This is a genomic window from Nocardia sp. NPDC050793 (assembly GCF_040654065.1).
Taxonomy (GTDB): Bacteria; Actinomycetota; Actinomycetes; order Mycobacteriales; family Mycobacteriaceae; genus Nocardia.
Genome location: NZ_JBFAHG010000002.1, coordinates 318,241 through 343,575, shown reverse-complemented (window position 1 = coordinate 343,575; position 25,335 = coordinate 318,241). Strand labels below are relative to the sequence as shown.

At 68.5% G+C, this 25,335-nt stretch carries 26 protein-coding genes, 1 tRNA gene and 1 pseudogene; 15 read left to right on the top strand and 13 right to left on the bottom strand.

Features of this window, described 5'->3' with window-relative positions; all coding sequences use genetic code 11:
• Positions 1-220 precede the first annotated feature (220 nt).
• A complete protein-coding gene (locus AB0H50_RS07080; RefSeq protein ID WP_357448116.1) occupies positions 221-817 on the top strand; it encodes an alpha/beta family hydrolase in 597 nt (198 codons plus the stop codon).
• A gap of 57 nt (positions 818-874) precedes the next feature.
• Here AB0H50_RS07080 and AB0H50_RS07075 read toward each other — a convergent pair whose 3' ends face one another.
• The 4 genes from AB0H50_RS07075 to AB0H50_RS07060 form a co-directional block, all read right to left on the bottom strand.
• Positions 875-1,567: a class I SAM-dependent methyltransferase gene (locus AB0H50_RS07075; RefSeq protein ID WP_357448114.1), complete on the bottom strand. Its 693-nt coding sequence runs from the start codon at positions 1,565-1,567 to the stop codon at positions 875-877.
• A 124-nt stretch (positions 1,568-1,691) separates the two neighbouring features.
• Positions 1,692-2,927, bottom strand: coding sequence for an erythromycin esterase family protein (locus AB0H50_RS07070; protein WP_357448112.1), 1,236 nt, complete (start codon positions 2,925-2,927; stop codon positions 1,692-1,694).
• A 103-nt stretch (positions 2,928-3,030) separates the two neighbouring features.
• A complete protein-coding gene (locus tag AB0H50_RS07065; RefSeq protein WP_357449341.1) occupies positions 3,031-4,104 on the bottom strand; it encodes a DUF4185 domain-containing protein in 1,074 nt (357 codons plus the stop codon).
• Between the two features lie 179 nt (positions 4,105-4,283).
• Positions 4,284-5,060 (bottom strand): crotonase/enoyl-CoA hydratase family protein, encoded by a 777-nt coding sequence (locus AB0H50_RS07060; RefSeq protein WP_357448110.1) that lies wholly within the window; start codon positions 5,058-5,060, stop codon positions 4,284-4,286.
• Between the two features lie 122 nt (positions 5,061-5,182).
• On the opposite strand from AB0H50_RS07060, the gene AB0H50_RS07055 reads away from it, so the two are divergent.
• From AB0H50_RS07055 to AB0H50_RS07045, 3 genes are read left to right on the top strand one after another with little or no spacing between them, the layout of a single operon-like run.
• Positions 5,183-6,715, top strand: a complete 1,533-nt coding sequence (locus AB0H50_RS07055; protein WP_357448108.1) for an acetyl-CoA acetyltransferase — start codon at positions 5,183-5,185, stop codon at positions 6,713-6,715.
• On the top strand, positions 6,712-7,476 hold the full coding sequence (locus tag AB0H50_RS07050; RefSeq protein ID WP_357448106.1) for a crotonase/enoyl-CoA hydratase family protein: 765 nt from the start codon (positions 6,712-6,714) through the stop codon (positions 7,474-7,476). Before AB0H50_RS07055 ends, AB0H50_RS07050 begins: the two co-directional genes overlap by 4 nt.
• A gap of 4 nt (positions 7,477-7,480) precedes the next feature.
• A complete protein-coding gene (locus AB0H50_RS07045; RefSeq protein WP_357448104.1) occupies positions 7,481-8,122 on the top strand; it encodes a TetR/AcrR family transcriptional regulator in 642 nt (213 codons plus the stop codon).
• A 181-nt stretch (positions 8,123-8,303) separates the two neighbouring features.
• Here the strand turns inward: AB0H50_RS07045 and AB0H50_RS07040 are convergent, their stop codons facing one another.
• Positions 8,304-9,095: an alpha/beta hydrolase gene (locus AB0H50_RS07040; RefSeq protein WP_357448102.1), complete on the bottom strand. Its 792-nt coding sequence runs from the start codon at positions 9,093-9,095 to the stop codon at positions 8,304-8,306.
• Between the two features lie 98 nt (positions 9,096-9,193).
• Between AB0H50_RS07040 and AB0H50_RS07035 the strand changes: the two genes are divergently transcribed.
• From AB0H50_RS07035 to AB0H50_RS07025, 3 genes are all read left to right on the top strand, one after another.
• Complete coding sequence (locus AB0H50_RS07035) at positions 9,194-9,418, top strand: hypothetical protein (RefSeq protein WP_067787098.1); 225 nt, start codon at positions 9,194-9,196, stop codon at positions 9,416-9,418.
• Positions 9,405-9,701, top strand: coding sequence for a hypothetical protein (locus tag AB0H50_RS07030; protein WP_357448099.1), 297 nt, complete (start codon positions 9,405-9,407; stop codon positions 9,699-9,701). Before AB0H50_RS07035 ends, AB0H50_RS07030 begins: the two co-directional genes overlap by 14 nt.
• Positions 9,702-9,766: 65 nt before the next feature.
• Positions 9,767-10,156 carry a hypothetical protein gene (locus AB0H50_RS07025; protein WP_357448097.1) on the top strand — a complete coding sequence of 130 codons (390 nt, stop codon included), beginning with the start codon at positions 9,767-9,769 and terminating at the stop codon, positions 10,154-10,156.
• Positions 10,157-10,163: 7 nt separating this feature from the next.
• On the opposite strand, the gene AB0H50_RS07020 is transcribed toward AB0H50_RS07025, so the two are convergent.
• Positions 10,164-10,466, bottom strand: a complete 303-nt coding sequence (locus AB0H50_RS07020) for a DUF1905 domain-containing protein (protein ID WP_357448095.1) — start codon at positions 10,464-10,466, stop codon at positions 10,164-10,166.
• A 181-nt stretch (positions 10,467-10,647) separates the two neighbouring features.
• Between AB0H50_RS07020 and AB0H50_RS07015 the strand changes: the two are divergent.
• Together AB0H50_RS07015 and AB0H50_RS07010 are read left to right on the top strand one after the other, a co-directional pair.
• A pseudogene (locus AB0H50_RS07015) lies at positions 10,648-10,800 on the top strand (flavin reductase family protein); the annotation flags it as partial.
• 25 nt (positions 10,801-10,825) lie between these two features.
• On the top strand, positions 10,826-11,176 hold the full coding sequence (locus tag AB0H50_RS07010; RefSeq protein ID WP_357448093.1) for a hypothetical protein: 351 nt from the start codon (positions 10,826-10,828) through the stop codon (positions 11,174-11,176).
• Between the two features lie 72 nt (positions 11,177-11,248).
• Here the strand turns inward: AB0H50_RS07010 and AB0H50_RS07005 are convergent.
• Positions 11,249-11,319: transfer RNA gene (locus AB0H50_RS07005), tRNA-Gly, on the bottom strand.
• A 110-nt stretch (positions 11,320-11,429) separates the two neighbouring features.
• Complete coding sequence (locus tag AB0H50_RS07000) at positions 11,430-12,908, bottom strand: FAD-dependent monooxygenase (RefSeq protein ID WP_357448091.1); 1,479 nt, start codon at positions 12,906-12,908, stop codon at positions 11,430-11,432.
• A gap of 69 nt (positions 12,909-12,977) precedes the next feature.
• Here AB0H50_RS07000 and AB0H50_RS06995 point away from each other — a divergent pair, with 69 nt between their 5' ends.
• Entirely contained in the window at positions 12,978-13,658 is a 681-nt protein-coding gene (locus AB0H50_RS06995; protein WP_357448089.1) for a TetR/AcrR family transcriptional regulator C-terminal domain-containing protein, read from the top strand.
• A 176-nt stretch (positions 13,659-13,834) separates the two neighbouring features.
• Here the strand turns inward: AB0H50_RS06995 and AB0H50_RS06990 are convergent, their stop codons facing one another.
• Positions 13,835-14,338, bottom strand: a complete 504-nt coding sequence (locus tag AB0H50_RS06990) for an SRPBCC family protein (protein ID WP_357448087.1) — start codon at positions 14,336-14,338, stop codon at positions 13,835-13,837.
• Positions 14,284-15,012, bottom strand: a complete 729-nt coding sequence (locus AB0H50_RS06985; RefSeq protein ID WP_357448086.1) for a phosphatase PAP2 family protein — start codon at positions 15,010-15,012, stop codon at positions 14,284-14,286. The genes AB0H50_RS06990 and AB0H50_RS06985 overlap by 55 nt, the downstream gene beginning before the upstream one ends.
• A 120-nt stretch (positions 15,013-15,132) precedes the next feature.
• Between AB0H50_RS06985 and dcd the strand changes: the two genes are divergently transcribed.
• Positions 15,133-15,732, top strand: a complete 600-nt coding sequence (dcd, locus tag AB0H50_RS06980; protein ID WP_357448084.1) for a dCTP deaminase — start codon at positions 15,133-15,135, stop codon at positions 15,730-15,732.
• Between the two features lie 110 nt (positions 15,733-15,842).
• Here dcd and AB0H50_RS06975 read toward each other — a convergent pair whose 3' ends face one another.
• Positions 15,843-16,292 (bottom strand): hypothetical protein, encoded by a 450-nt coding sequence (locus AB0H50_RS06975; protein ID WP_357448082.1) that lies wholly within the window; start codon positions 16,290-16,292, stop codon positions 15,843-15,845.
• 605 nt (positions 16,293-16,897) lie between these two features.
• On the opposite strand from AB0H50_RS06975, the gene AB0H50_RS06970 reads away from it, so the two are divergent.
• From AB0H50_RS06970 to AB0H50_RS06960, 3 genes are all read left to right on the top strand, one after another.
• The gene (locus AB0H50_RS06970) at positions 16,898-17,908 is read left to right on the top strand and encodes an XRE family transcriptional regulator (RefSeq protein ID WP_357448080.1); all 1,011 of its coding nucleotides are present in this window, start codon (positions 16,898-16,900) and stop codon (positions 17,906-17,908) included.
• 102 nt (positions 17,909-18,010) lie between these two features.
• Entirely contained in the window at positions 18,011-19,267 is a 1,257-nt protein-coding gene (locus AB0H50_RS06965) for a pyridoxal phosphate-dependent aminotransferase (protein ID WP_357448078.1), read from the top strand.
• Between the two features lie 529 nt (positions 19,268-19,796).
• Complete coding sequence (locus AB0H50_RS06960) at positions 19,797-21,074, top strand: YibE/F family protein (RefSeq protein WP_357448076.1); 1,278 nt, start codon at positions 19,797-19,799, stop codon at positions 21,072-21,074.
• A gap of 525 nt (positions 21,075-21,599) precedes the next feature.
• Here the strand turns inward: AB0H50_RS06960 and AB0H50_RS06955 are convergent.
• Together AB0H50_RS06955 and AB0H50_RS06950 are read right to left on the bottom strand one after the other, a co-directional pair.
• Positions 21,600-23,030 carry an Hsp70 family protein gene (locus tag AB0H50_RS06955; protein WP_357448074.1) on the bottom strand — a complete coding sequence of 477 codons (1,431 nt, stop codon included), beginning with the start codon at positions 23,028-23,030 and terminating at the stop codon, positions 21,600-21,602.
• Between the two features lie 146 nt (positions 23,031-23,176).
• Positions 23,177-24,499: a UDP-glucose/GDP-mannose dehydrogenase family protein gene (locus tag AB0H50_RS06950; protein WP_357448072.1), complete on the bottom strand. Its 1,323-nt coding sequence runs from the start codon at positions 24,497-24,499 to the stop codon at positions 23,177-23,179.
• A 141-nt stretch (positions 24,500-24,640) separates the two neighbouring features.
• Here AB0H50_RS06950 and AB0H50_RS06945 point away from each other — a divergent pair, with 141 nt between their 5' ends.
• Positions 24,641-25,177 carry a YdcF family protein gene (locus AB0H50_RS06945; protein ID WP_357448070.1) on the top strand — a complete coding sequence of 179 codons (537 nt, stop codon included), beginning with the start codon at positions 24,641-24,643 and terminating at the stop codon, positions 25,175-25,177.
• The last annotated feature ends 158 nt before the right edge of the window (positions 25,178-25,335 follow it).

Below are 25,335 nucleotides of genomic sequence, written 5' to 3'. Positions count from 1 at the left end.
CACTCTCCGTTGAGTTGGTGCGGTCGGTTTGGTTGCCGTTCCCGCCCGTTGTCGTCACCGGGTAGTCTTCCGGTTTTCCGCATGCTACTCGCGGGTAACTTATGCGCCATATTACCGGTCGGTAAGGGGCAGGCAAAGACGGCGGCGGCCAATGTGACGCGATAAACAGCCCCTGAGCGCGGCATCTGTGCTCTCCGCCCGGCGGCGGCTACGGTGAGGTGTGCAGATCGAGACGAGCGCGGGTCCCGCCGAGATCGAGCTCGACCGGCCGCGCAAGCCGCCGTTCCTGCTGCTGCTCACGCACGGCGCAGGCGGCGGGGTCGAGGCGAAAGATCTTTTGGTCGTTCGCGATTCGGCGCTGGAGTTGGGCGGCGCAGTGGCCAGGGTAGCGCAGCCCTATCGCGTCGCAGGGCGGAGGGCGCCCGGCTCGGCGGACAAACAGGATGCAGCCTGGCTGGAGATCGTGGCGGCTTTGCGGAAGAAAGTTCGCGGCGTCCCTGTCATCCTCGGCGGGCGCAGCAACGGGGCGCGGGTCGCCTGCCGCACGGCGGTCGCGGCGCGGGCGCGAGGCGTGATCGCGCTCTCTTTTCCACTGCATCCGCCGGGTAAGCCGGAGAAATCGCGGCGCGAGGAGTTGCTCGCGCCGGGTGACATCGAAGTCGTGGTGATCAACGGGGCGAGCGACCCGTTCGGCGTGCCCGACGCGGCCGACGCCGCCGAGGTTCGCGTGATCCCCGGCCAGCCGCATTCGTTCCGCGCCGGATTCGACACCATCGCGGCGACCGTGCAGCCGTGGTTGCGGCGCTGGTCGGAGTAGGTGCGTCGGTCGTTGGGGGCGGCCGGTCGATCACGGTCGATGTGACGCTGCGCCGGATCAGGAGGAGGCGTCGGTTTCCAGGGGTTCCGGTGCGGGTTTGGTCGCGATGACCAGCGCGTCGATCGCGTCGCGGCCCTCCGTGGGGCGCAGCACTCGGTCCGCGATGTGGATATCGAGGCCCGACTCCGAACCGAGGTCGGCGACGATGTCGTCGGGGGTGAAGAGGATCGAGGGGTCCTGCGGTCCGCCGAAGCCCTCCGTCAGGTTCAGTGTGTCGTGCCCGAGGACGAGCAACGTGCCCGCCGGTGCGAGCAGCTCCGCGGCCCGGCGCACCACGGCGCGGCGCTGTGCGGCGGGCAGATGCAGGAAGACCATCAGCACCAGCTCGTAGGGTCCGGTGATCCCGGCGGCGTCGAGATCGGTGACGTCGGCGCACTGCCAGGTGATTCGTACGCGCACCGACCGGGACAGCCGCGTGGCCACGGTCCGCCCCTTGTCGATGCCGACTTGCGAATAGTCGACCGCATGCACCTGCCAGCCGTGCGTGGCCAGCCAGACGGCGTTGCGGCCCTCGCCGCAGGCCAGGTCGAGCGCCCGCGGCAGGCCGGGTTCCTCGCCGTCGGCGGTGTCGGGCCGCAGCGGTGCGCGCCGGTCCAGCCCGTAGACGTGCTCCACCACGGTGCTGTTCGGCGGTGCGCCCCAGACCAATTCACTCTGCGCGTAGCGCGCGTCCCAATCGGCCGCATCCATACCGGCGAGTCTAGGAACCGTTGCGTTCGGGCAAACGGTCGGCACTGTGCTGGAGTGCGTCGGAGGCGCGGTGTCGGAGTGCACCCGAGTGTCGTGCCCGAGCGCAACGCACCGCGCCCCGTGCTCACTCGGAGACCATGGGAAGCCACTGCACGGGCGACGTTTCCCGGATGTGCACGAGGACGTCGAACGCCCCCGTCAGCGACGGGACGGTGAGGTGCGCTTCGGCGTCCTTGCTCGGGTCGTAGATCCCGCTGATGGTGCGCAGCTCGGCCGGCGCGCGACGCCACGAGTCCACCGATTCCGTTGCCGCCGTGCGCAAGTCGACGAAGAACGCGGCCAGGTCGACCTCGCCGAGCGCCGCGTCGACCAGCTCCGGTCGCGGCCGCGGCGCCTGAGCCATGCCGAGGTCACCGTGGTGGAAGCCGATGGCCACCGCGACGTAGTCCGTGCCGAAGTGGTCGCGCAGGTGGGAGCCCGTTCCGCGGAACTCGCCCGCGGCCGAGCCGACGCCCAGCGCCTGGGCACTGACGTGGGCGATGCCGTCCCAGTACGCGATCTTCACACCGGTCGCTCGCTGCCATTCGATGACGCGTTCGGCGGAAGGCCGTTCGTCGCGGGCGAAGCCGCCCTGCCCAGCGACGCTCTGCTCGTGGAAGTCGGCGATCAGCCGCGCGTGGGCGCGGGCCTGACGGTGCTCCGCGGTGTCGGGCAGTCCGTCGAGCAGGGCCAGCGCGTCGCGAGCGTGCTCGGCGAACGGGCGTCCGGGGTGGATGCCCTGGTGGCGCTGGACGTGCTCGTCGATTCGGTGCGCGGTGCGGATCGGGTTCAGATGGGATTCGGCGTGCGCCAGCCGGTCCGGCGCGGCCTGGCGCAGGTAGTCCAGCACCGCGTCGTAGTCGGAGGGTTCGGCGCGCGGCGGTTCGACGCCGAAGACGCGGATCGGGTCGTCCGGGTGCCGCTCGTTGAACAGCCGGATCCAGGCCAGCGTTTCCACCATCTCGGTGGTCCGCAGCGGTCGCCACGCTTCGGCCAGCGCGGCTTCCGGATCGCCCGCCCCGGTGCGGACGTACTCGTCGATGCGCTCGCCGGAGCGCGCGCTGTCCTGAATCGCGAGCCCGCGGAAGCCGTGCCCGCCGACCAGGGCGCGGAAGAGTCGTTCCCGCAGGCCGTAGGTCTGCCGCGAGAACCTGGTCGACTCGCCGAGCCCGACGATCGTCGCCGATCCGAGCGTCTCGACGAGCTCGTCGAGATCCTTTCCCGCGTAGTCCGGCTCGGTGTCGGCCACGGGGCGCGCGGCGGCGCGTAGCCATGCCGTCACTTCGGTGGACGGGCGGGCGATGCTGGATGTAGAAGTCACTGTTCCTCCTGGGTCGGTCGCGTGCTGCGGCCAGCCTCGTACATCAAGCAATGTTGAGGTCAAGCGCTCCGGAAAAGAAAGCGGGCGCCCGCAGGCGAGCCCGTTACAGCGTGGTACGCATCAACACCACGTTGTACTGGCTGTGCACTGTTGTGAGGAAGTACAGGTCGCGCCCGGTCTGGAATGGGAAGATCGAGGGCGCGTAAGCCGTCGGCAGTTCCCTGGCGTCGATCAGGACTTCCGGATCGCTCCACGGACCCACGGGCGAGGAGGCTCGCCGCATCACGACCGAGTTGAACCGGTCCGTCGTCAGCGAGACGAATTGGCCCAGATAGTCGTTCCACATGACCGACAGTTCGCTGACGCCCCACATGATCGGGGCCGCGGCATTGACGTCGTTCTTGCGCCAGCCCTCGCCGTCCCAGTACTCGTACTCGCCCAAGTTCTGGATGTCGTGCTCGCGCACCCGCGCGACGTAGGCGGTGTTGTCGCGCCCGGAGGGGGTGCCGTACTCGTAGAGGTATCCGCCGCTCTTCAGGAAGGCGTTCATCTGAAAGTTGGCGTCGCCGCCCTCGTTCGGGCGCCGGGTGTGCCCGAGATCCGCCCAGGTCTCCCCGTTGTCGGCGGAGGCGGCCAGGCCCGAGTAGTTGGTGGTCCACTCGCCGACGTTGTCCCAGGTCTTCACCGACATCATGCTCATGTACTGCACGCCGTCGACCGAGATGCCCGCGGTGGGAATGCGGCTGATTTCCAGGAACGGAATCTTCGGGCTCGGAATGAGATCGCGCGCCTGCCCGAAGACATCGCGCACCACGCTGTCGAAATAGATGCCGTTGGCGGGGTCCTTGGTGTTGCTGCGGACCAGGATGTTGCTGCGCCACGCCCACATACTGCCCGCGAGCAGGTTGGGGAAGCCGAGTCCGGCGGTGTCGCCGAACGCGGTCAGCATCTCGCCATGGCCGTTGTCCCACATGATGCCCAGATCGGTGCCGAGCACGTTGTAGGTCTGGGTGTTGTTGGGGCTCGCCATGCCGGTCGCCTGGAACACCGCTCGGCTGCGACCGGCCAGATTCGGCAGACCGGTAGTGCCATTGAGTACCGGAATCGGGTTGATCGCGTTTGGGTTTGCCGTGGCGGGGGTAGTAGCCGTGAGAAGCAAGGCCGTGCCACCCGCCACAGTCGAAAGCAGGATTTTTGCGGTCTTGTTCAAAGTCGTTGGGCCCTCCGGGTCTCGCCGAAACAGGCCTCGATACACCACCCCCCCGATTGTGTCCCGAAGCACATTTCGAATGGCTGGCAAATCGACGGAAATGCTAGCAGTCGAACCGGGGAAATTGGGGGCTTGCGATCTTGTCCCTACGAAATGAAGTCCTCTTTGTGTGATCCTCCATCTCGTTTCGCGGCCAGGCGCAGGATCAGCGGCAGTTGTGTGGCGCGTTCGATTCTGAAGGTGCGCCTGGCCGATGCGTGCCAGGACCGCTCGAACAGCCGCTTGGCGCCGGCGACGGCGTGCGGCGAGCGAGACGCGATGCGATCGGCGAGTTTCTCGGCGGCCCCCATCGGGTCGTCGGTCACTTCGGTGACCAGGCCGATGCGTTCGGCGTAGGCGGCGTCGACGACGTCGGCGGTCATGGTCAGTAGCAGTGCTTTATCGATGCCGATCAATCGCGACAGCGTGGCCGCGCCGGTCATATCGGGGACCAGGCCGTGCTTGGCCTCCATGACGGAGAACTCCGCGTCGGGTGTCGCGAAGCGGATATCGGCGGCCAGCGCGATCTGGAGTCCGCCGCCGAAACAGCGGCCGTGCACCGCGGCGATGACCGGGACCTGCAACCGCCGCCATGCCCAGCAGGCCTCCTGGAAGGTGTTGGTGCCGCGCCACGGCAGCGGCACGAAGTTCAGTGCACCCGCGAGCGGGTCGCGGGTCGCCTTGGCGACATCCAGGCCGCTGCTGAAGCTGGGGCCGTTGCCGGACAGGATCACCGCGCGCACGTCCTTGCGCTTCGCGACGGTGTGCGCGGCGTCGACCAGGTCGCCGAGCATCTCGATGGTCAGGCCGTTGTGCTTGTCCGGGCGGTCCAGGGTGACGTAAGCGCGGTCGCCGTCGAACCGCAGCGCGATAGGGGATCCCATGCCCGGATCTTACTCTCGAGTCAGTTCTTGTCCATGGGCTATTGCCCTGGTCGGAGCGGTCTGCTTCAATCGAACCAAATTACCGTCAATGTTGACGGTAATTTGATCGGAGCGGAGGGAAAATGCTGCCAGCCGGAATGGATCCGCGAACGCCGGTGCTCGTCGGCGTCGGGCAGGTGGTGCACCGAACCGGCGAGCCGGGACTGCCCGGCCCCGTCGAACTCGCCACCGAATCGCTGCGCCGCGCGGGGGCGGACAGCGGCTCAGGGGCCCGGCTGCTGCGGGCGGCCGATCTGGTGGCCGCGGTCGCCCCGGTCAGCAAGCCGTACCCGGATCTCGGCGCGCTGGTGGCCGCCGAGCTGGGAGCCGCGCCGAAGCGCACGATGCAGTCCGTGCGATTCGGCGGCGACGCGCCGCAGCGGTTGCTCAACACGGTCGCGCAGGCCATCGCCGACGGAAAGTCCGAGATCGCCCTCATCACCGGGGCGGAGTCCGTGGCCTCCTGGACCGCGGCGATTCGCGCGGGCGCCGGGCCCGAATGGCCCGAGCAGCCGGAGGATGCCGCGCCCACCGAGCTGATCGGTTCGGACAAGGCGCCCAACTCCGAGATGGAGACCGCGGCCGGGCTGTGGGGCCCGGTCTACTTCTACGCGCTGATGGAAACCGCGCTGCGCGGCAGGCTCGGCCTGAGCGAGGCCGAGCACCGCGAGCGTATCGGCGGGCTGTGGTCGCGGCTGTCGTCGGTCGCCGCGGACAACCCGTACGCGTGGCTGCCCAAGGCTCAGTCGGCTGTGGATCTGGCGACGCCCTCCTCGAACAACCGGCTGGTGTCGACCCCGTACCCGAAGCTGCTCGTCGCGAACCTCGCGGTGGATCTCGGCGCGGGCCTGATCGTGTGCAGCGCGGCCGCCGCCGACGCCGCCGGGGTGCCGCGCGACCGATGGGTCTTCCCGCACGGCGGCGCGACGGCCACGGACGTCTGGTTCGTCTCCGAGCGCGCCGACATGAGCGTCTCGCCCGCGATCGCGGCGGCGGGTGAGTCCGCGCTCGGCGCGGCGGGTATCGGCATCGACGATGTCGCCCACATCGACCTGTACTCCTGCTTCCCGGTCGCGGTGCAGGTCGCGGCGGAGGCGCTCGGCCTGCCGATCGACGATCCCGCGCGGCCGCTCTCGGTCACCGGTGGTCTGACCTTCGCAGGCGGGCCGGGCAACAACTACGCCACCCACTCGATCGCCACCCTCGCCGCGCGACTGCGTGCGGACCCCGATTCCTATGGCCTGGCTACCGCGCTCGGCTGGTACATCACCAAACACGGCGTCGGCGTCTACTCGGCGCGCCCGCCCGCCAAGCTCTTTCGCGCGGCCGAGGTCGTGGCCCCCACCGCGCGTCGCGACACCGCGCCCGGCTACACCGGCCCGGCGACCGTCGAGGCCTACACCGTCGCCTATCGCAAGGGGCCCGCGCCGGAGCACGCCGACGAACCCGAGGCGGTGGTGATCAGCGCGCTGAACGCGGCTGGTGCACGCATACTGGTTCGGGTTTCCGACGCCGAGACCATCGCGGCGTTCACCGACGGCGACCCGCTCGGCGCGACCGCCGAGATCACCGCCGCCGACCAGCTCACCCTGCGCACCGAGAGGACCCCCCGATGACCGATCAGGTACTCGTCGAACGCCGCGACGCGATCACGCTGCTGACCGTCAACCGCCCCGAGGCACGCAACGCCATCGATCTCGCCACCGCACAGGCCATCGAGGCGGCCGTCGACGCCTTCGAGGACGACGCCGACGCGCGCGTGCTCGTGCTCACCGGCGCGGGCGGAACCTTCAGCGCGGGAATGGATCTCGTCGCAGCCTCGAAAGGCGAGATGCCGATTACGCAGCGGCGGGGTCCGCTCGGCATCACCGCGAAACCGCCCGCCAAGCCGATGATCTCGGCCGTCGAGGGTTTCGCGCTCGCGGGTGGCTTCGAGCTGGCGCTATCCGGCGACCTGATCGTCGCGGCGCGCGACGCCCAATTCGGAATCCCCGAGGTGAAGCGCGGATTGGTGGCCGCGGGCGGCGGCGTGCTGCGGCTGACCCAGCGCCTGCCGCGGCCCATCGCGGCCGAGCTGGCGTTGACCGGTGGACGCATCGGCGCCGAGCGGCTCTACCAGCTCGGCCTGGTCAACCGGGTCACCGAACCGGGCGCCGCGCTGGCGAGCGCGTTGGAACTGGCCGCCGAAATCGTCGCGGCCGCACCGCTTTCGGTCGCGGCGAGCAAGCGCATTATCGACGAGTCGCCGGACTGGTCGGTGGCCGAGTCCTTCGCCAAGCAGGGCGAGATCGCGCTGCCCGCGCTGTTCTCCAAGGACGCCGCCGAGGGTGCGCTTGCGTTCGCGCAGAAGCGCGAGCCGCAGTGGCAGGGGCGCTGACCCGATGCCGGAACGCGTCCGGGAGACGCAGGCGCAGCGCCGCGCGCGAATGCGCACGCGGCTCCTGGACGCGGCGATCGACAGCCTGGTCGAGGTCGGCTACGCGGGGACGACGACGCTCGAGGTGCAGAACCGCGCCGGCGTCCCGCGCGGCACGTTGCAGCACCATTTCCCGACCAAACCGGATCTGCTCGCCGGGGCGGTCGAGCATCTGGCCGCGCGCCGATTGGAGCGGCTGACAACGGAATTCGCGGCGATCCCGGAGGACGCCGACCGGCTGGCGACCGCGGTCGATCTCACCATGCGCATGTTCAGCGGTGCGTCTTTCCTTGCCGCGCTGGAGATCTGGGTCGGCGCGCGCACCGATCAGGAGCTGCGCGCCGCCTTCCTGCCGCTGGAGCAACGCCTCTTCGAGCTGATGCACACCAGCATTCGGGACATCTTCCGCGCCGAGTTCCCCGACGATCCACGGGTGCCGACGATCACCGAGTTCACCATCGAGATCATGACCGGGCTCGCCATGCGGGCGCTGCTGACCGGGAACGTGGAGCGGAATCGAATCCTTCAGCAGCGCTGGGGAAATGCGGTCAGGGTGCTGCTCGGCACGGCCCCAGCCGATACCCTGCTCGAGTCTCGGCTCGTGTGAGTAGGCATGGGGCGGTCCGCTTTCAGCGATTCCGATCTCGAGCCTCGAATCGTGTGAGTCCGCGCGGGTGGGTGCGCTACCGGCGGTCCAGGTGTAGAGCGTGGGCTCGTGTGCGTCCGGCCGGTCCGCTACCGGCGGTCCGGGTGTAGAGCCACGGCCAGTGGGCGTCCGGTCAGGTCCGCTATCGGCGGTCCGTAGTCAACTGGTCGAGCAGCAGCCGGGCGCAGCCCTGGGGATCGTCCGGAAACGGCGAGTGCCCGCTGCCGTGCAGGGTGACGTGACGAGCGTTGGGCAGTGCCGCGCGGGCCTTGCGATGCTGGGTGGCGTAGGTGAGCAGAACGTCGCGACTGCCCCAGGCGACGGTGACGGGAATGTCGGCCAGCGCGCCGATCTCGGGCAGCCGCGCGTCGGCGAAGGAGGCCAGTGCTTCCTCGAAACCGGTTGCGTCGACCGCTCCTTCGGCGACGCCGATCGCGAACTGCGCGTCCAGCGCCCACGGCTTGCCGAAGATCAGGTACAGGAACGCCGTGCGGCCCGCCGCGGTGCCGAGAATTCTCGGCAGCTGCGGACGCAAGGCGCGAGCCAGGGTGACCGACTTGCCGAGCGACTGCTGGCACCACACCCGGCCCGCAGTGTCCCAGAACCCGATCGGGGAGTACGCGGTGACCGAGCGGGCCAGCCCGCGCGCGCCCAGTTTCAGGCTGATCAGCCCGCCCATCGAGTTGCCGCCGAGGTGCGGGCGTTCGATGCCTTCCGCGGCCAGCCAGTCGGCGAGCGCGTCGGTGAGTTCGTCGACGGTCGTGTGCGGCAGCGGATCCGAGCCGCCGAAGCCGGGCAGATCGACGGCGATCACCTCGAAGGAAGCGGCCACGGTGTCGATGATCGGCTCCCAGATCTGCCAGCGGCTGCCGACTCCGTGCAGCAGAACCAGCGGTTCGCCCGCGCCGACCCGATGATGGTTCCACGTCGTCATGCTCGTCCTCGGGTCAGATCTGTTGGCAGTGCGCCAATAATATCAGCACGTCCGCGTTTCCGCTGGCAGAGTGCTCGCTCGCGGGTACGATAAATGGTATGGCAACGCGTAAGGTCACGCTCTCGCTGGACGAGGCGGCCTGGTCGTTCGCGGAACAGGCGGCGGCACGGGCCGGTATGTCGCCGTCGGCGTGGATATCCAAGGCCGCGCGCCGGGAAGCGGTGCGCACGGGCGTTGGTCCCGTGACCGATGTGGCGGCCGAGGCCGCGGCCGACGAGGCGGAGCTGGCCGCCGCCGAGGAGGCGATGCGTGCGCAGGGGTGAACTGTGGAGCTATCACCCGCACGGTTCGCTTCGGCGTCGTACCGTCGTGCTCATCAGCAGCGACGGCATCAACGAATCGCCGCGCCAGTGGCTGATCGCCGCCGAACTGCTCGACCAGGATCCGCAGGACATCCTCGCGGTCCAGGTGCCAGGGCGCGGCTGGGTGCACGCGGGCAATATCGGCCGCATCTATCGCGGCTGGCTCGCCGAACGCATCGATGACATGGAGTCCGAGGTGCTGGAACGGTTGGACACCGCGTTGCGCGCCGCGATGGACTTGTGACGCGGACGCCTCGCTGCGGGTACGGTCCCGGTCGTACGGGAACCGTTGGAAGCGAGGGGATTCGGATGAGAAGAACGATCGCGGCGGTGTGTATCGCCGTGCCGCTGCTCGCGGGGTGCGGGGACGGTTCGAGCACGGAGTCGGGTTCGTCGACCACATCGGCCACCCCTGCCGTGTCCACCACGGCGGCGACCGGCACCGTCGCACTGCCCGCAGGGGAGTTGAGCCAGGCCGACATCGCCACGGTGCTGGCGGGCAAGGGGCTTCCACCGAACCAATCCGAGTGCGTCGCGCGAATCTACGTGGAGGAGAAGATCTCTCAGGACGGGTTGCGCAGGATTCTCGGTGCGGATCTGAGCGGTCCTGTCGACCCCGTTCTGCTCGGGTTGAGCGCCGAAGACCAGACGCGGGTCGGCGTCGCCACCCGGCGGATGGTGCAGGAGTGCATCTTCTGACGCTCGCTCAGAGCGCGATCGTCAGATCGATCTCGGCATCCGAACCCGCGACGAGGTTCTCGGCGAGTCGGACCGGCTTCTTCACCGGCAACACGTAGGTGGCGCGCTTCTTGTCCGGAAACAGCGAGGTCGACCAGCTGCTGGCGCCGATCCTGACGTGCACACGGACCGCTCCGAACCCGCCGGCCCGGTGCCCGTAGCGCTCCTCGATGTCGTCGGCGATCTCCTCGGGCAGCGACACGAAATGCCAGGCGCCTTCGCCGGAGTGCTCCCACACCCGCGCCGTGAACGAATACCGCGAACCAGCCACGCGCCGACCTTAATGCCCTGCACCGACAAATCGTTTCGATCGCGGTGCGCGCAACCCGTGAGCGCGCCCTCGATCGGGTTCATCGTGGGGTGATGACATCCACCGAGGCGACACGCACCCCGGACTCCGATCTGGATCAGATCTTCCTGCCGACCCTCGACCGGATCGCCCAGGGTGCCCCGAGGCCCAGGTTCCCGCGGGCGATCACCTCGTCGTCATCCTCCGCATCCACCGTGTGGCCACCCGCCACGACATCGACCCGCTCGTCTTCCACGGCAGCCGCTTCCGCCGCCTGCACGTCGAACCCAGCGAGATCACCAACATGGCGAGCTGACCGTCGTGGCATCTAACCTGGCCCGGTGCCCCTAGTCGAGGTGACCTACGCCCCCCACGTCCCAGAGACCACACTGCACGCCCTGGCCGAGCACCTCCCGCACCTGGTCTCGGTCGCCGTGGAGTGCCCGGAGGAGCCCTACGACGGCGACCTCCAACCAGGTGACGTCGAACTCCGCTTCCGCCCGCTCGGCCCGTACGACCGTTCCGGCCTGGACGCTGTCATCGAAATCCGCTCGAAGTACTTCGACTCCCGCGCCGCCGATCGCCAATCCCGTGTGGACAACCTGCATCGTGCGATCACCGACCACACCCCACTCACCGACTTCGGCATCTACCTTTCACTGCCCGTCGCCGCGTGGGCGCAGACGGAGTAGCGCCGGAGGCCCTGGCGCGAATACCGCAGAAACGACGAAAACCGCTGCGAGGCAGCGGTTTTCGTGTGTCAGAGCCGATGACGGGAATCGAACCCGCGCTGTCTGCTTGGGAAGCAGAAGTTCTACCATTGAACTACATCGGCCTGCGCGTAGACGCGTCCGCGACTCTATCAGACCGGGCCCTGGGCGGGTCAACTTCCACACTGCCTCGTCGACTCCGTTTGTGAGCGGCTCGGCGCCGCCCAGACGGGGGTCAGTGGGTGGCGGTCGCGGCGAGCCAGTTGCGGAAGGTATCCGGGAGAGTGGTGTTCGGGTCGTCGGTCGCCCAGGCGGTGTAGCCGTCGGGGCGGATGAGGAGGGCGGTGGGGCGGGGGATGTCGCCTACTCCGGGCACCGACCAGTGGGCGGCGTTGCTGCGGGCGAGGACGCTGTCGAGGTTGTTCTCGGGTGCGGTCGGCGACGTGTCGTCGAGGCGGAGCAGGACCGGCCGGGCGGGGCGGAGCAGCGCGTGGACGCGGGTGGGACCGTCGGCGGTGACGAGGTCGACGTCCGGGACGCGGCGGCCGGCGAGCGGGTGGCCGGAGGCGGTGTCGTAGTTGATGTCGAGGGCGGTGATCATGAGACCGAGTCGATGGCGGACGTCGTCCAGGGTGATCAGGTCGCCCATGATGTCGCGCAAGGCGTCGGTGTGCGGGCCGGGGCGGGAAAGTGCGGTCTGCGCGCGGGTGTTGTGCAGGACGCGGGCGGCGACCGGGCGGCGTTCGGACTCGTAGGTGTCGAGCAGATCGTCGGCGGCGGCGTCGTTGCGCAGCGCGGCCGCGAGTTTCCAGCCCAGGTTGACGGCGTCCTGCACGCCGAGGTTGAGTCCCTGTCCGCCCGCGGGGTAGTGGATGTGGGCGGCGTCGCCGGCCAGGAACACGCGTCCGGCGCGGTACCGGTCGGCATGCCGTGCGGCGTCGCCGTAGTGCGATACCCAGCGGGGGCTGTGCATGCCGAGGTCTGTGCCCGCGATCTCGGTGAAGTTGGCGCGGAAGTCGGCGAAGGAGAGCGCCGCGCCGCGCTCGAGGACCCGGTCGTGCCGCTGCACGACGAGCCGGTACCAGCCGGGTTGTAGCTGCACGGCGGAGAAGTCGCCCATCCCGCGGCGGCGACCGAAGAACTGTTCGGCGGGCGGATCGGTCAGCTCCACGTCGGCGAGCATGCCGGTCATCGTCGCCTCGGTGCCTGTGAAACCGATCCCGGCGAGCTTGCGGACCGCGCTGCGCCCGCCGTCGCAGCCGACGAGATATGCGGCGCGCACGCGACGGATTCCATTCGAGCCGCCGATCTCGATCTCGACGCCGGACGGGTCCTGCCGGTAGCCGACGATCGGCGCGTCCCATTGCACCGTGACGCCGAGTTCCGCTGCGCGGCTTTCGAGTTCGCGTTCGATCAGCGACTGTGGAATGACGAGCGTGAACGGGTAGCGGGTCGCGTGATCGCTGAAATCCACTGGAATCGCGGCGAAGTGTCCGACCTGCCGCGGATTGCCCTGCGCGAGAAGCCCATCGAGCATGCCGCGCTGGTCGAGGACCTCCATGGTCCTGGCGTGGATGCCGCCTGCCCTGGATTCGCCGGTCCGCGCGGGCAATGCGTCGAGCACGGCGACCTCGAGGCCGAGGATGCGCAGTTCACACGCCAGCGTGAGGCCGGTTGGTCCGGCGCCCGCGATCACCACATCGGTCGTGTCCATGACGTCTCCTTAACAACGTTAAATCCCTAACGATGTTAAGGAGAGCAAGAACATTGTTAAGCTGTCAAGGTGTCGAACAGATCCGGTCAGGCCAAGCTGGACGCCGAAGTAATCGCCGAGGCGGCGCTTACCCTGCTGGACGAGGTCGGGCTCGACGGCCTGACCATGCGCAAGGTGGCCGCGGCGCTGAACGTGCAGGCGCCCGCGTTGTACTGGCACATCGCGAACAAGCGCGAGTTGCTCGACGCGATGGCGCGGGCCGTCTTCGTCTCCGCGGTCGACGGCGTCGAGGCGCCGCGACGCGACGAGGACTGGCGGGACTGGCTCATCGCGCTGGCGAGCCGGTTGCGCCGGGCGATGCTCGGCTACCGTGACGGGGCGAAGGTGCTGGCGGGCACCTATGTCAGCGACGAAGCAATGTGGCGCACAGTCGAATTGACGCTACGCACGTTGGAGGACGCGGGCTTCTCGAAAATCCGGGCCGCCCGGGTCTTCCCGATCCTGCTGCACTACACCGTCGGCTTCGTCATCGAGGAGCAGGCGCGCTCCGACCGCGAATACGGCGACCGCAACCCATATCTCCCCGAACACCTCGCAGGTCTCGTCGACGCCCAGCGCTACCCCCGCACCGCGCAACTGGTGACCGACGTCTTCTCCGGCGACACCGACACGGAGTTCACCGAGGGTCTGCACGTCATCCTCGCGGGCATCCACGCTGTGCAATCGGATCGAATCGCATCCGCCGACTGACCCCCGGACTGTCCGCAAACGACACATGCCCGACATGGGCTCCTCGCAGACAATTCACACGCCTCACAGGGGTTCTATCGTCTGCGAACCGTGTGAAAGGTCTGCGAGGAGCCTTGGTGTTCGGTCGACGTCGGCAGGCCGCCCGCGAGGGCGTGGCGGGCGAGTTCAGCGCGAGGTCAGGCCGCGCTTTCGAGGTCCGCTTTCAACCGGTCCAACGTCTGCCGGATGTTTCCCCGCTGGAACTCGGCGAACCCGGGCCTTCCGGTGACGAGGCGGTCGAACCACAGCGTGGGCAGGTCGGGCCAGCAGCGGCGGTCGTCGGTCCAGATCTCGGTGATCCGGGTGCCCCCGGGAACGGCCTCGAAGCGGTATTCCCAGGTGGCGATCGCGACCGGGAGGACCGGCTTGCGCAGGCCGTAGCGCCGGACTTCGAAGGCGAAGCGTGCGCCGCGGTCGGCGGCGGTGATTTCGCAGCCCGTGGACCAGCGGACGCCGCGGCGCACATTGGTGCCGACGAACCGCAGGCCGACGCGGGCCGGTGCGCCGGGCTCGGCCAGTACCGCGCCGGTGTTCTCCGGACTCCAGCGGCGGATCTGGGTGACGTCGCTGACCCGGTCGTAGGCCGTCACCGGTTCGATCGCGACGACGACGCTGTCGGAGACTTGCTTTGTTCGCGGCACGGATCGACTGTAGCGGCGGCCCGCGAACGCCAGGTCGGGTAGCGGAAGACGGCCAGGCACAGCAGGATCCACAGCGCTCCGATGGACCAGCCCGCGAGCACGTCGGTGGGCCAGTGCACGCCCAGGTAGACACGGGATGCGCCGACCGCGGCGACGAACAGGACGGCGACCAGCGCCGCGCCCGCTCTGGCGATCGGCCGCCGGAGCATCGGGATGAGCACGATGGCCACGATCCCGACGACCACGAACGTGCCGGTGCTGTGCCCGGACGGGTAGGACAGGCTGTTCTCGACCGCGAGTCGCTCGGCCACCGGCGGGCGTTCCCGGCCGACCAAACGTTTCGCGACCGCGACGATGAGACCGGCGCCGAGGGCGGTCACCACGACGAGCGCGGCGCGCATCCGGTCGCGCACGCGCAGCAGCGCCACGCAGACGAGCGCGGTGAGGATCGTCATGGACAGGGTGTCCCCGCAGTTGCTGACCATGCGTGCGGCGGGGGTGAGCGCACCGTTGCGGTTCTCGACCGCCCAGCCGGACACCTCGGGATCCATCGAGGTCAGCCCGCTGCTGTCGAGAACGTTGCGGGTCAGCACGGTGATGAATACCGCGAGGAGCACGCCCGTCGCGGCGAGCGTCAGGACCGTTGGCGCCGTCCTGCGGGGTTTCGAGGTCACTGGTCCTAGGTTGCCCGCTGGCGCTGAGAATTAACTGAATGCCGGTGAAGAGCGCGTCGTCGATCCGGCTCTTCCCCGTGCGGCCGAACGGCCCGATTCGCCGAACGCTACGCTCGTGCCGTGCTGCTTTCCGATCGTGACCTCCGCGCGGAGATCGCCGCTGGGCGTCTCGGGGTCGAGCCGTTGCTGGAGAGCTTGATCCAGCCGTCGAGTATCGACGTTCGCCTGGACCGGATGTTCCGCGTCTTCAACAACACCCGCTACACCCACATCGATCCCGCGCAGCGCCAGGACGAGCTGACCAGCCTGGTCGAGCCCGCGCCGGGCGAGCCGTTCGTGCTGCACCCCGGCGAGTTCGTGCTCGGCTCCACGCTGGAGGTGTGCACGCTGCCGGACGATCTGGCCGGGCGGTTGGAAGGCAAGTCGAGTCTCGGCCGTTTGGGTCTGCTCACGCATTCGACCGCGGGTTTCATCGACCCCGGATTCAGCGGCCACATCACGCTGGAACTGTCGAACGTCGCGAACCTGCCGATCACCTTGTGGCCGGGGATGAAGATCGGCCAGCTGTGCCTGCTCCGGTTGACAAGCCCCGCCGAGCACCCGTACGGCAGCGCCGTCGCGGGTTCCAAATACCAGGGCCAGCGCGGGCCTACGCCTTCGCGGTCCTACCTGAACTTCCCGCTGCCCGCCGAGGTTGTCGACGCCGCCGAATCGCGGTAGCCGATTAGCCTGGCGCGCAAGACGACCCACGACCGAATCCGCCCCGCCGACTGCCAGGAAATAGAGGCGGATTCGGCCGCACTGTCGGCGACGGGGGACCGACGACGCATTCAGTCCCCGCCGCCCGCTCCCACCGCAAGCGCCGTCGTCACCACGGCGGATAGCGGAGGGAGCGTGTCGCCGCGGCTCGGCGGAGTGACCCAGAAGCACCCTTCCCGGGTCCATCGGCCGAGCCCCGTCGGCAACATCACTGCACTGCCGATGGCAGGTATCCCGATATCGAGACGATTCAGCACCTCCAGTACCTGTCCGCCGGGACGGCTGTCCGGCTCGGCCAGGAAGCTCCAGCGGATCTGCCTGGCCAGCACGGGACCCCTCGTCCCCTGCTGTTCCAGTGCCGCCCTGACCTTTTCGGCCCGGACCGTCGGAAGATGAATGACACAGACCCGGCCGCTGATGGGCAACATCACGAAACCGCCACGCTCGGTGACGGGTAGCCCGTACTCGTGCCGGTAGAAGGACACCCAATCCTCGACTGTCCTGAGTTTCTCCACGTTCACGGCCAACTCCTTGCGTCCCTGCTACCAGGTTCGGGCCAATGACCGCGACGCGGCATCGCCCCCATGCGCGCCTTCCACTGCCAATCCGCTGCCTTTGACCGGGAGAAGCCCGCTCGCGCGGGTACGCCAGGCGCGAAAAGCCTATAGCAACAGTGAATTAGCTGTGGCCCTAGCCACAAAGCCCTCGTACCCTGGATGAAGGTTCGTGCGGAAGGGATGACATCGTGGTCCGGCACTGGTCAGGTAAAGAGACCCGCGCCCTTCGCGATGCCAAGCGGATGAGCATCCGGGAATTCGCGGCGCATCTCGGTGTCCACGAACGCCTGGTGTCCAAATGGGAGGCGGGGGGCAGCCGAGTTCATCCGCGCCCCGTCAACCAGGCCGCGCTCGACACATCCCTTGCCAGGTCCGACGATGTTGTGCGGGCACGGTTTGCGGCGCTGATCGGCGAATCGCCGATCGATGGACCTGCCGCCGGTTTCGACGTGCGTTCCGCGGCGGGGACGCGTGCCAGTTATTCGAGCGACGCGGACCTTCTTGCTCTCATAGACGCCGGTGCGATGAGAGGTGATGCGTTAGCAGAGATTTCGGAGAGGGATCTGATCATGGCGGCTGCCCACGAGGCCAGCGAACACGCAGGCCGGGCCGAGAGCACCAACGTGGGTACGACCACGTTGGAACAGCTCGACGCCGATGTCACGCGCATCGCGAACGATTACGTGCACATCCCGCCGGTTCCGATGATGGTGGAGATGCTTCGGGTTCGGCGCCGGGTGTATCGACTGCTGGAGGGTCATCAGCGGCCGGCCGACACCAGCCACCTCTATCTGCTCGCGGGCACACTGTCGGGCCTGCTGGCGAACGCGAGCACCGACCTCGGCTACCTCGACGCGGCGGGTGAGCAGGCCAGAGCGGCCTGGGCCTACGCCGAGCTATGTGGCCACAACGGATTGCGCGCATGGACCCGCGGCATGCACGCGCTGATCGAATACTGGTCGGAGCGCCCGCGCCGGGCGGTGCTGCTGGCGCAGAGCGGGCAGGATTTCGCCGATTCCGCGACCGCGAAGGTGCGGCTGCTCAATATCGAGGCCAGGATCTGGTCCAAGATCGGCAGCGCCGCCGACACCGATCGCTGCATTCGCGCCGCCGACGACGCGCGCGAGCTGGCCGCCACCGACAACCTGCACGACGAGGTCGGCGGCGTCTTCGGTTTCCCCGACGCCAAGGCCCAGTACTACGCGGGCGCCACCTACATCCATCTAGGCCAGGCCGAGCCCGCGCTGAGCGCGACCGAACGCGCCATCCATCTCTACGCCAACGGCCCGTCCGAGAAGCGCTCCTACGGCGCCGAGGCGCTGGCGCGCGTGGACTGCGCGGCCGCGCATCTGATCAACGGCAGCCTGGACGGCGCGACCGAGGCGCTGAACCCGGTGCTCGGCTTGGCCGAGGACAAGCGCATCGCGCAGCTCGAGGAGCGGCTCACCGGCGTGCGCCGACGGATCGCCCAGCCCGTGTTCCGCGACGCCGTCGAGGCCCGTTTCCTGGACGAGCGCATCGAGGAGTTCTGCGGCGCGACCGCCGCCAAGGGCATCCCACCTGGGAATTCGACACCCTGACGCGGTCGAACAGGCGAACCTCCGCCTTCACCACGGCCATGCGCGGCTGTCGACGCACTGCGTCCGGCAGTGCCGAATAAGGCCTTGCGAGGGGATGGCACCATGGGACGGGTGAGCCCGAGCCATCTGCCCCACCGTCCGCCGCGCGTTCTGGAGCAGTCCACGAAACTGCAGAACGTCGTCTACGAGATTCGTGGACCGGTACACGCGCACGCGGCACGGCTGGAGGCCGAGGGCCACCGCATTCTCAAGCTGAACATCGGCAATCCGGCGCCGTTCGGTTTCGAGGCGCCCGACGTGATCATGCGCGACATCATCGCGGCGCTGCCCTATGCCCAGGGTTACTCCGAGTCCAAGGGCATCCTGTCGGCGCGGCGCGCGATCGTGACCCGCTACGAGCTGGTGGCCGGCTTCCCCGAACTGGACGTGGACTACGTCTACCTTGGCAACGGCGTCTCCGAGCTGATCACCATCACCATGCAGGCGCTGCTCGACAACGGCGACGAGGTACTGATCCCGGCGCCGGACTATCCGCTGTGGACGGCGATGACCAGCCTGGCGGGCGGCACCCCGGTGCACTACCTGTGTGACGAGTCCAACGGCTGGCAGCCCGACGTCGCCGACATCGAAGCCAAGATCACCAACAAGACCAAGGCGCTGCTGGTGATCAATCCGAACAACCCGACCGGCGCGGTCTACTCGGCCGAGGTGCTGCAGCAGCTGGTCGACCTGGCTCGCAAGCATCAGCTGCTGCTGCTCGCCGACGAGATCTACGACAAGATCCTCTACGACGACGCCAAGCACATCTCGTTGGCCACCCTCGCGCCCGACCTGCTGTGCCTGACCTTCAACGGTCTGTCCAAGGCTTACCGGGTCGCCGGGTACCGTTCGGGCTGGCTGGCCATCACCGGTCCGAAGGATCATGCCGCTGGCTTCCTGGAGGGCATCGACTTGCTCGCCTCCTCCCGGCTGTGTCCGAATGTGCCCGCGCAGCACGCGATTCAGGTCGCGCTCGGCGGACATCAGAGCATCGAGGATCTGATCCTGCCCGGCGGGCGGCTGCTCGAACAGCGCGATGTGGCGTGGGAGCGGCTGAACATGATCCCGGGTGTGTCCTGCGTCAAGCCGAAGGGTGCGTTGTACGCGTTCCCCCGGCTGGATCCGAATGTGTACGAGATCTACGACGATTCGAAGCTCGTCCTGGATCTGCTGTTGCAGGAGAAGATCCTGATGGTGCAGGGCACCGGGTTCAACTGGCCCGACCACGACCATCTGCGGATCGTGACGTTGCCGTGGGCCAGGGACCTCGCGGTCGCGATCGAGCGCTTCGGCAACTTCCTGGCGAGCTATCGACAGTGACGTGCGTCGCGGGGCCTCGGGACCCTAATCGCCCTGCTTCCGGGCCTGAAACATACCGAATGTATGGATAGTGGCGCGTTTTGAAGACCCGCTAGCGCAAAAGTGCGACTTTTGTGTACAGTGGCTCTTGGCACTTCGAGTGCCCGGTCGGGTTGCCTACCCCCCCTGGGCAACCTGGCCTCGGGTTCGGCCGCCTACCCCCCTGGGCCGCCGGCCTGCGGGCGGCGGAGACATCCCCCTGCTCTCCGCCGCCTGCCCCGCCTCTCCGCGTATAAGGCCAGATTCAGGTGCGTGGTGCTTTGCGTTGGCGGCTGGCGGTAGGTGGGTGGGTGGGCGAGTTGGCTCGTACCCGGTGAGTTACCCGGTTCTTGCGAGATCAGTTGTTGCGTCTCGATGTTTGGTTGGTGCTGGGTGGACTGCTCTTGAAAACGACATCCTTTAAGCTCGGCACCGCGTAGCTGCCTCGGAGGAGCCAGCTCCTGCCGTCCGGCACGAGCATCCGGGACCACGACGGACAAGTAGGAGACCGGTGACCGACCACCATCATCACCACCACGACCACTCCGGCCCGATCGCGATCGGGGCCACCGCGACGCGCGTCGTGGTTGGGCTGCTCACCGTCATCGGCGTGCTGACCGTTATCGGCGCCATCGTGCTGTGGCCGAGCAGCCAGCACGTCGAGATCCCGCTGCCGATGCAGAACGCGGGCGGCGGCGCGGTGGAGACCGAAGCGGGCACGGTCGTCGCGCAGGACATCGGGCCGTGCGGCAGTCCTTCCATCGGCAAGGTGTTCGCCGACAAGCCCGAGCAGCCGCGCACCAACGCCTACACCTGTCAGCGCAGCCTGATCACCATCGAATCCGGTCCGCACCAGGGCAACAAGACGCTGCTCGAAATCGCGCCCGGCCCAGGACAACCCGACCTGCGCGCCGGTGACGAGATCCGGCTGGTCCGGCAGACCGATCCGAACGGGACCCCGCTGTACTCCTTCGAGGACTACGCCCGCGGGATGCCGCTGACCCTGATCGTCATCGCCTTCGTCGTGGTGATCATCGCGGTGGCGCGCTGGCGCGGTCTACGCGCGCTGCTCGGTCTGGGGTTCGCGTTCGCGGTGCTGGTGATGTTCCTGCTGCCCGCGCTGCTGGACGGCAAGCCCGCGATCCCGGTCGCGCTGGTGTCCGGGTCGCTGATCCTCTACGCCGTGCTGTATCTGGCGCACGGCGTCAATCTCCGCACCAGCTCGGCGCTGCTCGGCACGCTGACCTCGATGGTGCTCGCCGCAGTGCTGTCCTGGCTGGCGATCGAGATGACCCAGCTCACCGGCCTTTCCGAGGAGCAGAACACCAACGTCGCCACCTACCTCGAGCACGTCAGCATCACCGGTCTGTTGCTCGCGGGCTTCATCATCGGCTCGCTCGGTGTGCTCAACGACGTCACGATCACCCAGGCATCGGCCGCCTTCGAGCTGGCCGCGCTGGACGAATCCGCTTCACGTCGACAGGTTTTCGCCGCGACCATGCGGGTCGGCCGGGACCACATCGCCAGCACCGTCTACACGCTGGTGCTCGCCTACGCGGGTGGCGCGCTGCCGTTGCTGCTGCTGTTCAGCGTGGCGGGGCGCTCGATTCGCGACGTGCTCGCCGGTGACGCGGTCGCCATCGAGATCGCGCGCTCGTCGGTCGGCGGTATCGCGCTTGCCCTGTCGGTTCCGTTGACCACGGGTATCGCGGTGCTGCTCGCCCGGCCGTTCGGTGGTTCGAAGACACCGGCTCCGGCGCCTCGGCATGCTCGGCACTCGCGGGTCTGATCGGGCGTTGCGTCGGGTGCTGTGGCTGCGCGGGGTCGGTAGTCGGCGGTATCGGGCTTGCCTTCTCGGTGCCGTTGACTACGGGTATCGCGGTGCTGCTTGCCCCGGTTCGGAGGTTCGTGGGCTCCGGCGCCTCGGCGCTCGGCTCTCGCAGGTCTGATCGGGCGTTGTGCTGGGCGCCGTGGGCCGCGCGGATTCGGCGTGTGCGCGGCTGACCGTCGGGCGTCGCGCAAGTGCGTTACGCGCTGCTCAACGGGTGGCCGGTTCGTGCGGGTCGGTGTACTGCGCGACGTCCACGGGTGACAGCCGCACTGCTCGGGTGCAGGTCGTCGGCTCGAATCACGCTCGTGGCGGTGCGCTTCTCCCGAACGGAGGCTCGGTGGGCGTCGACGCCGCATGCGACAGTCCGTATTCGCGCGCACGAAGATCGTCGCTCGGGCCGCGTTGGCCCCCGATATCGGCCGGGCTTGGTGTGCGATCGGCTGCACTGCGCGCTCGGACTCGTGCGGGCGCACCGCCGATCGTTCAGCCCGGGGGCGGCGGCGGGAAGGGGAAGACCTCGGGCGGGATGGTCGGCACCACGATCGGCGGGAGACCAGGGACCACAAAGGTGTTCGGGCCCGGGGTGGGCGGCGGCGCCGAGCTGGTCGTCTGCCTGCGCGGTGGCGGCGCGGCGATCGACTCCTCGGTCTCCGTCGTGGTGGCGGGCGCCACCGCGATCTGCGGATCGAGGGTGGTGGTGCGCGGCAAGCCGGTCGGCGAGAGCGACGGCGAGCCCTCGCTGCTGTGCGAATCCCTTTCCAGCACTTGAGGTCCGTAGCCGAGGCCGAGGCCGATCGCGGCGACCACGGTCAGTGCGCTGACGGTCAGCACGGCGCCGTTCAGTTCGCGCTTCTCGCGGCTGCGGGGATTGGCGGCCAGCCAGTCCTGCGCGAGACCGTCGACGTCGTCGAAGTCGTCCTGCTGCGCCTTGCCCTTCGGGCGCTTCGGGCGGCGCTTGGGCGGCGCGGACAGCCAAGCGGGCGAGAGATCCTCGTCGCCATAGCCGCCCGCGGGTGCCTGGTTCGGGGCCGGGCCGGGATGAGCGACCGGGGCCGCGGGGCGGACCGGCCGGGCGAGCAGCGCGGCGCCGCGCGCGATCACCGTCTCTGGGCTTTCCGGCACGATGACCGGCACGCCCATCCAGCGCTCGAGCACCTTGCCGATCAGCGGGATCCGCGCGCAGCCGCCGATCGCGAGCACGCCGTGCACCGGGCGGTCGGAGCGCACGATCACATCGCGTGTCATCCGCGCCGACGACTCGATGGCCAGCATGATCAGCGATTCGAAGTTCTCCTGCGCCAACAACACCAGGCCCTGCTCGCTTGGCAGCGCGACCGCGGTATTGCTGGACAGCTGTTCCTTGGCCTCGCGGCACAGCGCGTCCAGCGCGGCAAGGCCGGCCGGGTCCTGCGGGTGCGCGATGCGGCCCGAGGCGATCTGCTGTTCGCGGATCAGCGAATCCAGGTAGTCGCCGCTGATGTCGCTGGTGCGCTCGCTGTGCCTGATCTCCCTGGTCTGGGTGTCGACCACGCTGACAGAGAGCCCGGTGCTGCCGAGGTCGTAGACGACAAGCGAGGAGATGCCGCGGATATCGCCGGTGGCCTGGGCGAATTCGAGCGCGGCGAAGATCTCGGGCACCAGCTCGTAGTTGGTGACCTGCTGACGCGCCATCGCGGCGCGCACCGCCCTGGCCTGCTGTTCGCTGCGGTAGGCGATCGCGGTGGCGCCGATCTGATGGGTCGCCAGGGTGACACCGACCGCCTCGGCGGCCAGTTCCTCGGTACGGTGCTCGGTGACCGGGATGGTCTGCAGCTCGAAGGCATCCGGCGTGACATGACCGGGGGGATTACCGGCGAGTGGTCGCGCCATACGGACAGCGCCGGCCCCCACCGAAACCCCCAGTACCGAACTCATCAGCTGCCCATCTCGTTTCACGCTTCACGACAATGCGAGATCACGTCGCCAATGACGCGACCCGCTCCCGGGACCCTACCGGCGGCGCTCAGTCGCACACGAGGCAGGCGGAACCGGGTGGTTCAGCGCGGCCTCGTCAGGCAACTCTACGGTGTGCCGAGTCCGGCGTACACCCATCCCGCCGCTCTCCAGGTGGCACGATTGAGACAGTTGCGGCCGTCGATGATCGACCTGCCGCGCACCACCCGATCCAGATCCTCGGGACGCAGCGCGGTGAACTCGTCCCATTCGGTGAGGACTAGCACGACGTCGGCGCGGTCGCACGCCTCGGCCACCGAGGTCGCGTAGTTGAGGGTGGGGAAGACCCGGCGCGAATTCTCCAGCGCCTTGGGGTCGTACACGGTCACCACGGCGCCGTGCAGCTGGATCATGCCTGCGACGTTCAGCGCGGGGGAATCGCGCACGTCGTCGGACTCCGGTTTGAAGGCCGCGCCGAGCACCGCGACATTGGCCCCGAGCAGCGAGCCGCCGCACGCCTTGGCTGCCATGTCGACCACCTTGGTGCGACGGCGCATGTTGATGTTGTCGACCTCGCGCAGGAACGCGACGGCGTGATCGGCGCCGAGCTCACCGGAGCGCGCCATGAAGGCGCGGATGTCCTTGGGCAGACATCCGCCGCCGAAACCCAAGCCCGCGTTGAGGAATCGGCGACCGATGCGCGCGTCGTAGCCGAGCGCGTCGGCGAGCACGGTGACGTCGGCGCCGGTCGCCTCGCACACCTCCGAGACCGCGTTGATGAACGAGATCTTCGTTGCGAGAAAGGCATTCGCGGAGACCTTCACCAATTCCGCGGTGGCCAAATCGGTCAGCAGGAAGGGGACTTCCGCCGCGATGAGATCGGCGTAGATCTCGCGAACCAAATCCTCGACCCAGTCCGCGTTCTCGCGCGCGCGATCCACGCCGAGCACCAAGCGGTCGGGACGCAGCGTGTCCTGCACGGCGAAACCCTCGCGTAGGAACTCCGGGTTCCACGCCACCTCGACCTCGGCGCCCGCCAGCTTCCGCGCCCGCTCGCCGAGGGCCGCGGCCGTGCCCACCGGAACGGTCGACTTGCCGACCAGCACCGAAGGGCGCTCCAGCATCGGCGCGAGCGTATCCACCACGGCGTGTACGTATTTCAGGTCCGCTGCGTACTCGCCCTTCTTCTGCGGCGTGCCGACGCCGAGGAAGTGCACATCGGCGTGGGCGGCGGCCTCCGGATAGGACGTGGTGAAGCGCAGCCTGCCCGCGTCCAGGTTCCGGCGCAGCACCTCCTCGAGGCCGGGCTCGTAGAACGGCACCACGCCGTCGGACAGCTTCGCCACCTTGCCCGGATCGACGTCCACCCCGATCACCTCGTGCCCGAGTTCGGCCATACAGGCGGCGTGCGTGGCCCCCAGGTACCCGGTTCCGAAGACTGTGCATCGCATGATCGATTGGTAAGCCCCGACGATGGCCACGCCACGTCAGCGAGGCAAGGGTCACGGCAACAGCAGGTGTACAGGTGGAAACAGCCCCGGGTCGGCGGCGGTGACCTGCGGTGATGCGGTGTCCGCATACCATCGGAAGTCGTGCGACGACGTTCGGTGACCCGTGCCGTGATCGGCCTTGCCGCGGTGCTCGTCCTCGTGGTGGTCGCGCTCTGGCCGGTCTACGTCCGGCCGCGCACCGACTCGCCCGCGACGGCCGACGCGATCCTGGTTCTAGGCGGCGCGCGCGACGGTCGCGAGCAGCTCGGCCTGCGCCTGGCCGCGGCGGGCTACGCGCCACGGGTGCTCTTCTCCGACCCGTACGAGTACAGCGCGACGATGAACCGCATCTGTCACGGCGGTTACCGCTTCGACGTCATCTGCTTCGACCCGGCGCCGCGCACCACCCGAGGCGAGGGACGCGAACTGGCCCGCAGGGCGCGCGCCGAAGGGTGGCGCCGCGTCATCGTAGTCACCTTCACCCCGCACATCTCCCGCGCCCGCTACATCCTCGGAAAGTGTTGGGACGGAGAACTTCTCTTCGTCGACCCGCAACCCGACCTCTCCATCGCGCGCTGGGCGTACGACTACGTCTACCAATCGGCGGGGTATACGAGGGCCTTCTTCGAAGACTGCTGATCCTGGCAGGTAAATACCGCTGCTTACCGCAGCAGCACCGCTGTCTCCGACTCTCTCGACCCCGAGCGCTGAGCCTCACAGACCCTCCATACGGTTCGCAGACGTTGTAACCCTTGTGAAGCGTGTGGAAGGTCTGTGAGGGGACGGGCGAATCGCAG

Coding starts and splice junctions, on each gene's coding strand:
- AB0H50_RS07075 (WP_357448114.1), bottom strand. CDS start 1,567: ATGGATGCGGCCGATTGGGACGCGCGCTACGCGCAGAGTGAATTGGTC.
- AB0H50_RS07060 (WP_357448110.1), bottom strand. CDS start 5,060: ATGGGATCCCCTATCGCGCTGCGGTTCGACGGCGACCGCGCTTACGTC.
- AB0H50_RS07055 (WP_357448108.1), top strand. CDS start 5,183: ATGCTGCCAGCCGGAATGGATCCGCGAACGCCGGTGCTCGTCGGCGTC.
- AB0H50_RS07050 (WP_357448106.1), top strand. CDS start 6,712: ATGACCGATCAGGTACTCGTCGAACGCCGCGACGCGATCACGCTGCTG.
- AB0H50_RS07045 (WP_357448104.1), top strand. CDS start 7,481: ATGCCGGAACGCGTCCGGGAGACGCAGGCGCAGCGCCGCGCGCGAATG.
- AB0H50_RS07040 (WP_357448102.1), bottom strand. CDS start 9,095: ATGACGACGTGGAACCATCATCGGGTCGGCGCGGGCGAACCGCTGGTT.
- AB0H50_RS07035 (WP_067787098.1), top strand. CDS start 9,194: ATGGCAACGCGTAAGGTCACGCTCTCGCTGGACGAGGCGGCCTGGTCG.
- AB0H50_RS07025 (WP_357448097.1), top strand. CDS start 9,767: ATGAGAAGAACGATCGCGGCGGTGTGTATCGCCGTGCCGCTGCTCGCG.
- AB0H50_RS07000 (WP_357448091.1), bottom strand. CDS start 12,908: ATGGACACGACCGATGTGGTGATCGCGGGCGCCGGACCAACCGGCCTC.
- AB0H50_RS06970 (WP_357448080.1), top strand. CDS start 16,898: ATGGCGGCTGCCCACGAGGCCAGCGAACACGCAGGCCGGGCCGAGAGC.
- AB0H50_RS06965 (WP_357448078.1), top strand. CDS start 18,011: ATGGGACGGGTGAGCCCGAGCCATCTGCCCCACCGTCCGCCGCGCGTT.
- AB0H50_RS06955 (WP_357448074.1), bottom strand. CDS start 23,030: ATGAGTTCGGTACTGGGGGTTTCGGTGGGGGCCGGCGCTGTCCGTATG.
- AB0H50_RS06950 (WP_357448072.1), bottom strand. CDS start 24,499: ATGCGATGCACAGTCTTCGGAACCGGGTACCTGGGGGCCACGCACGCC.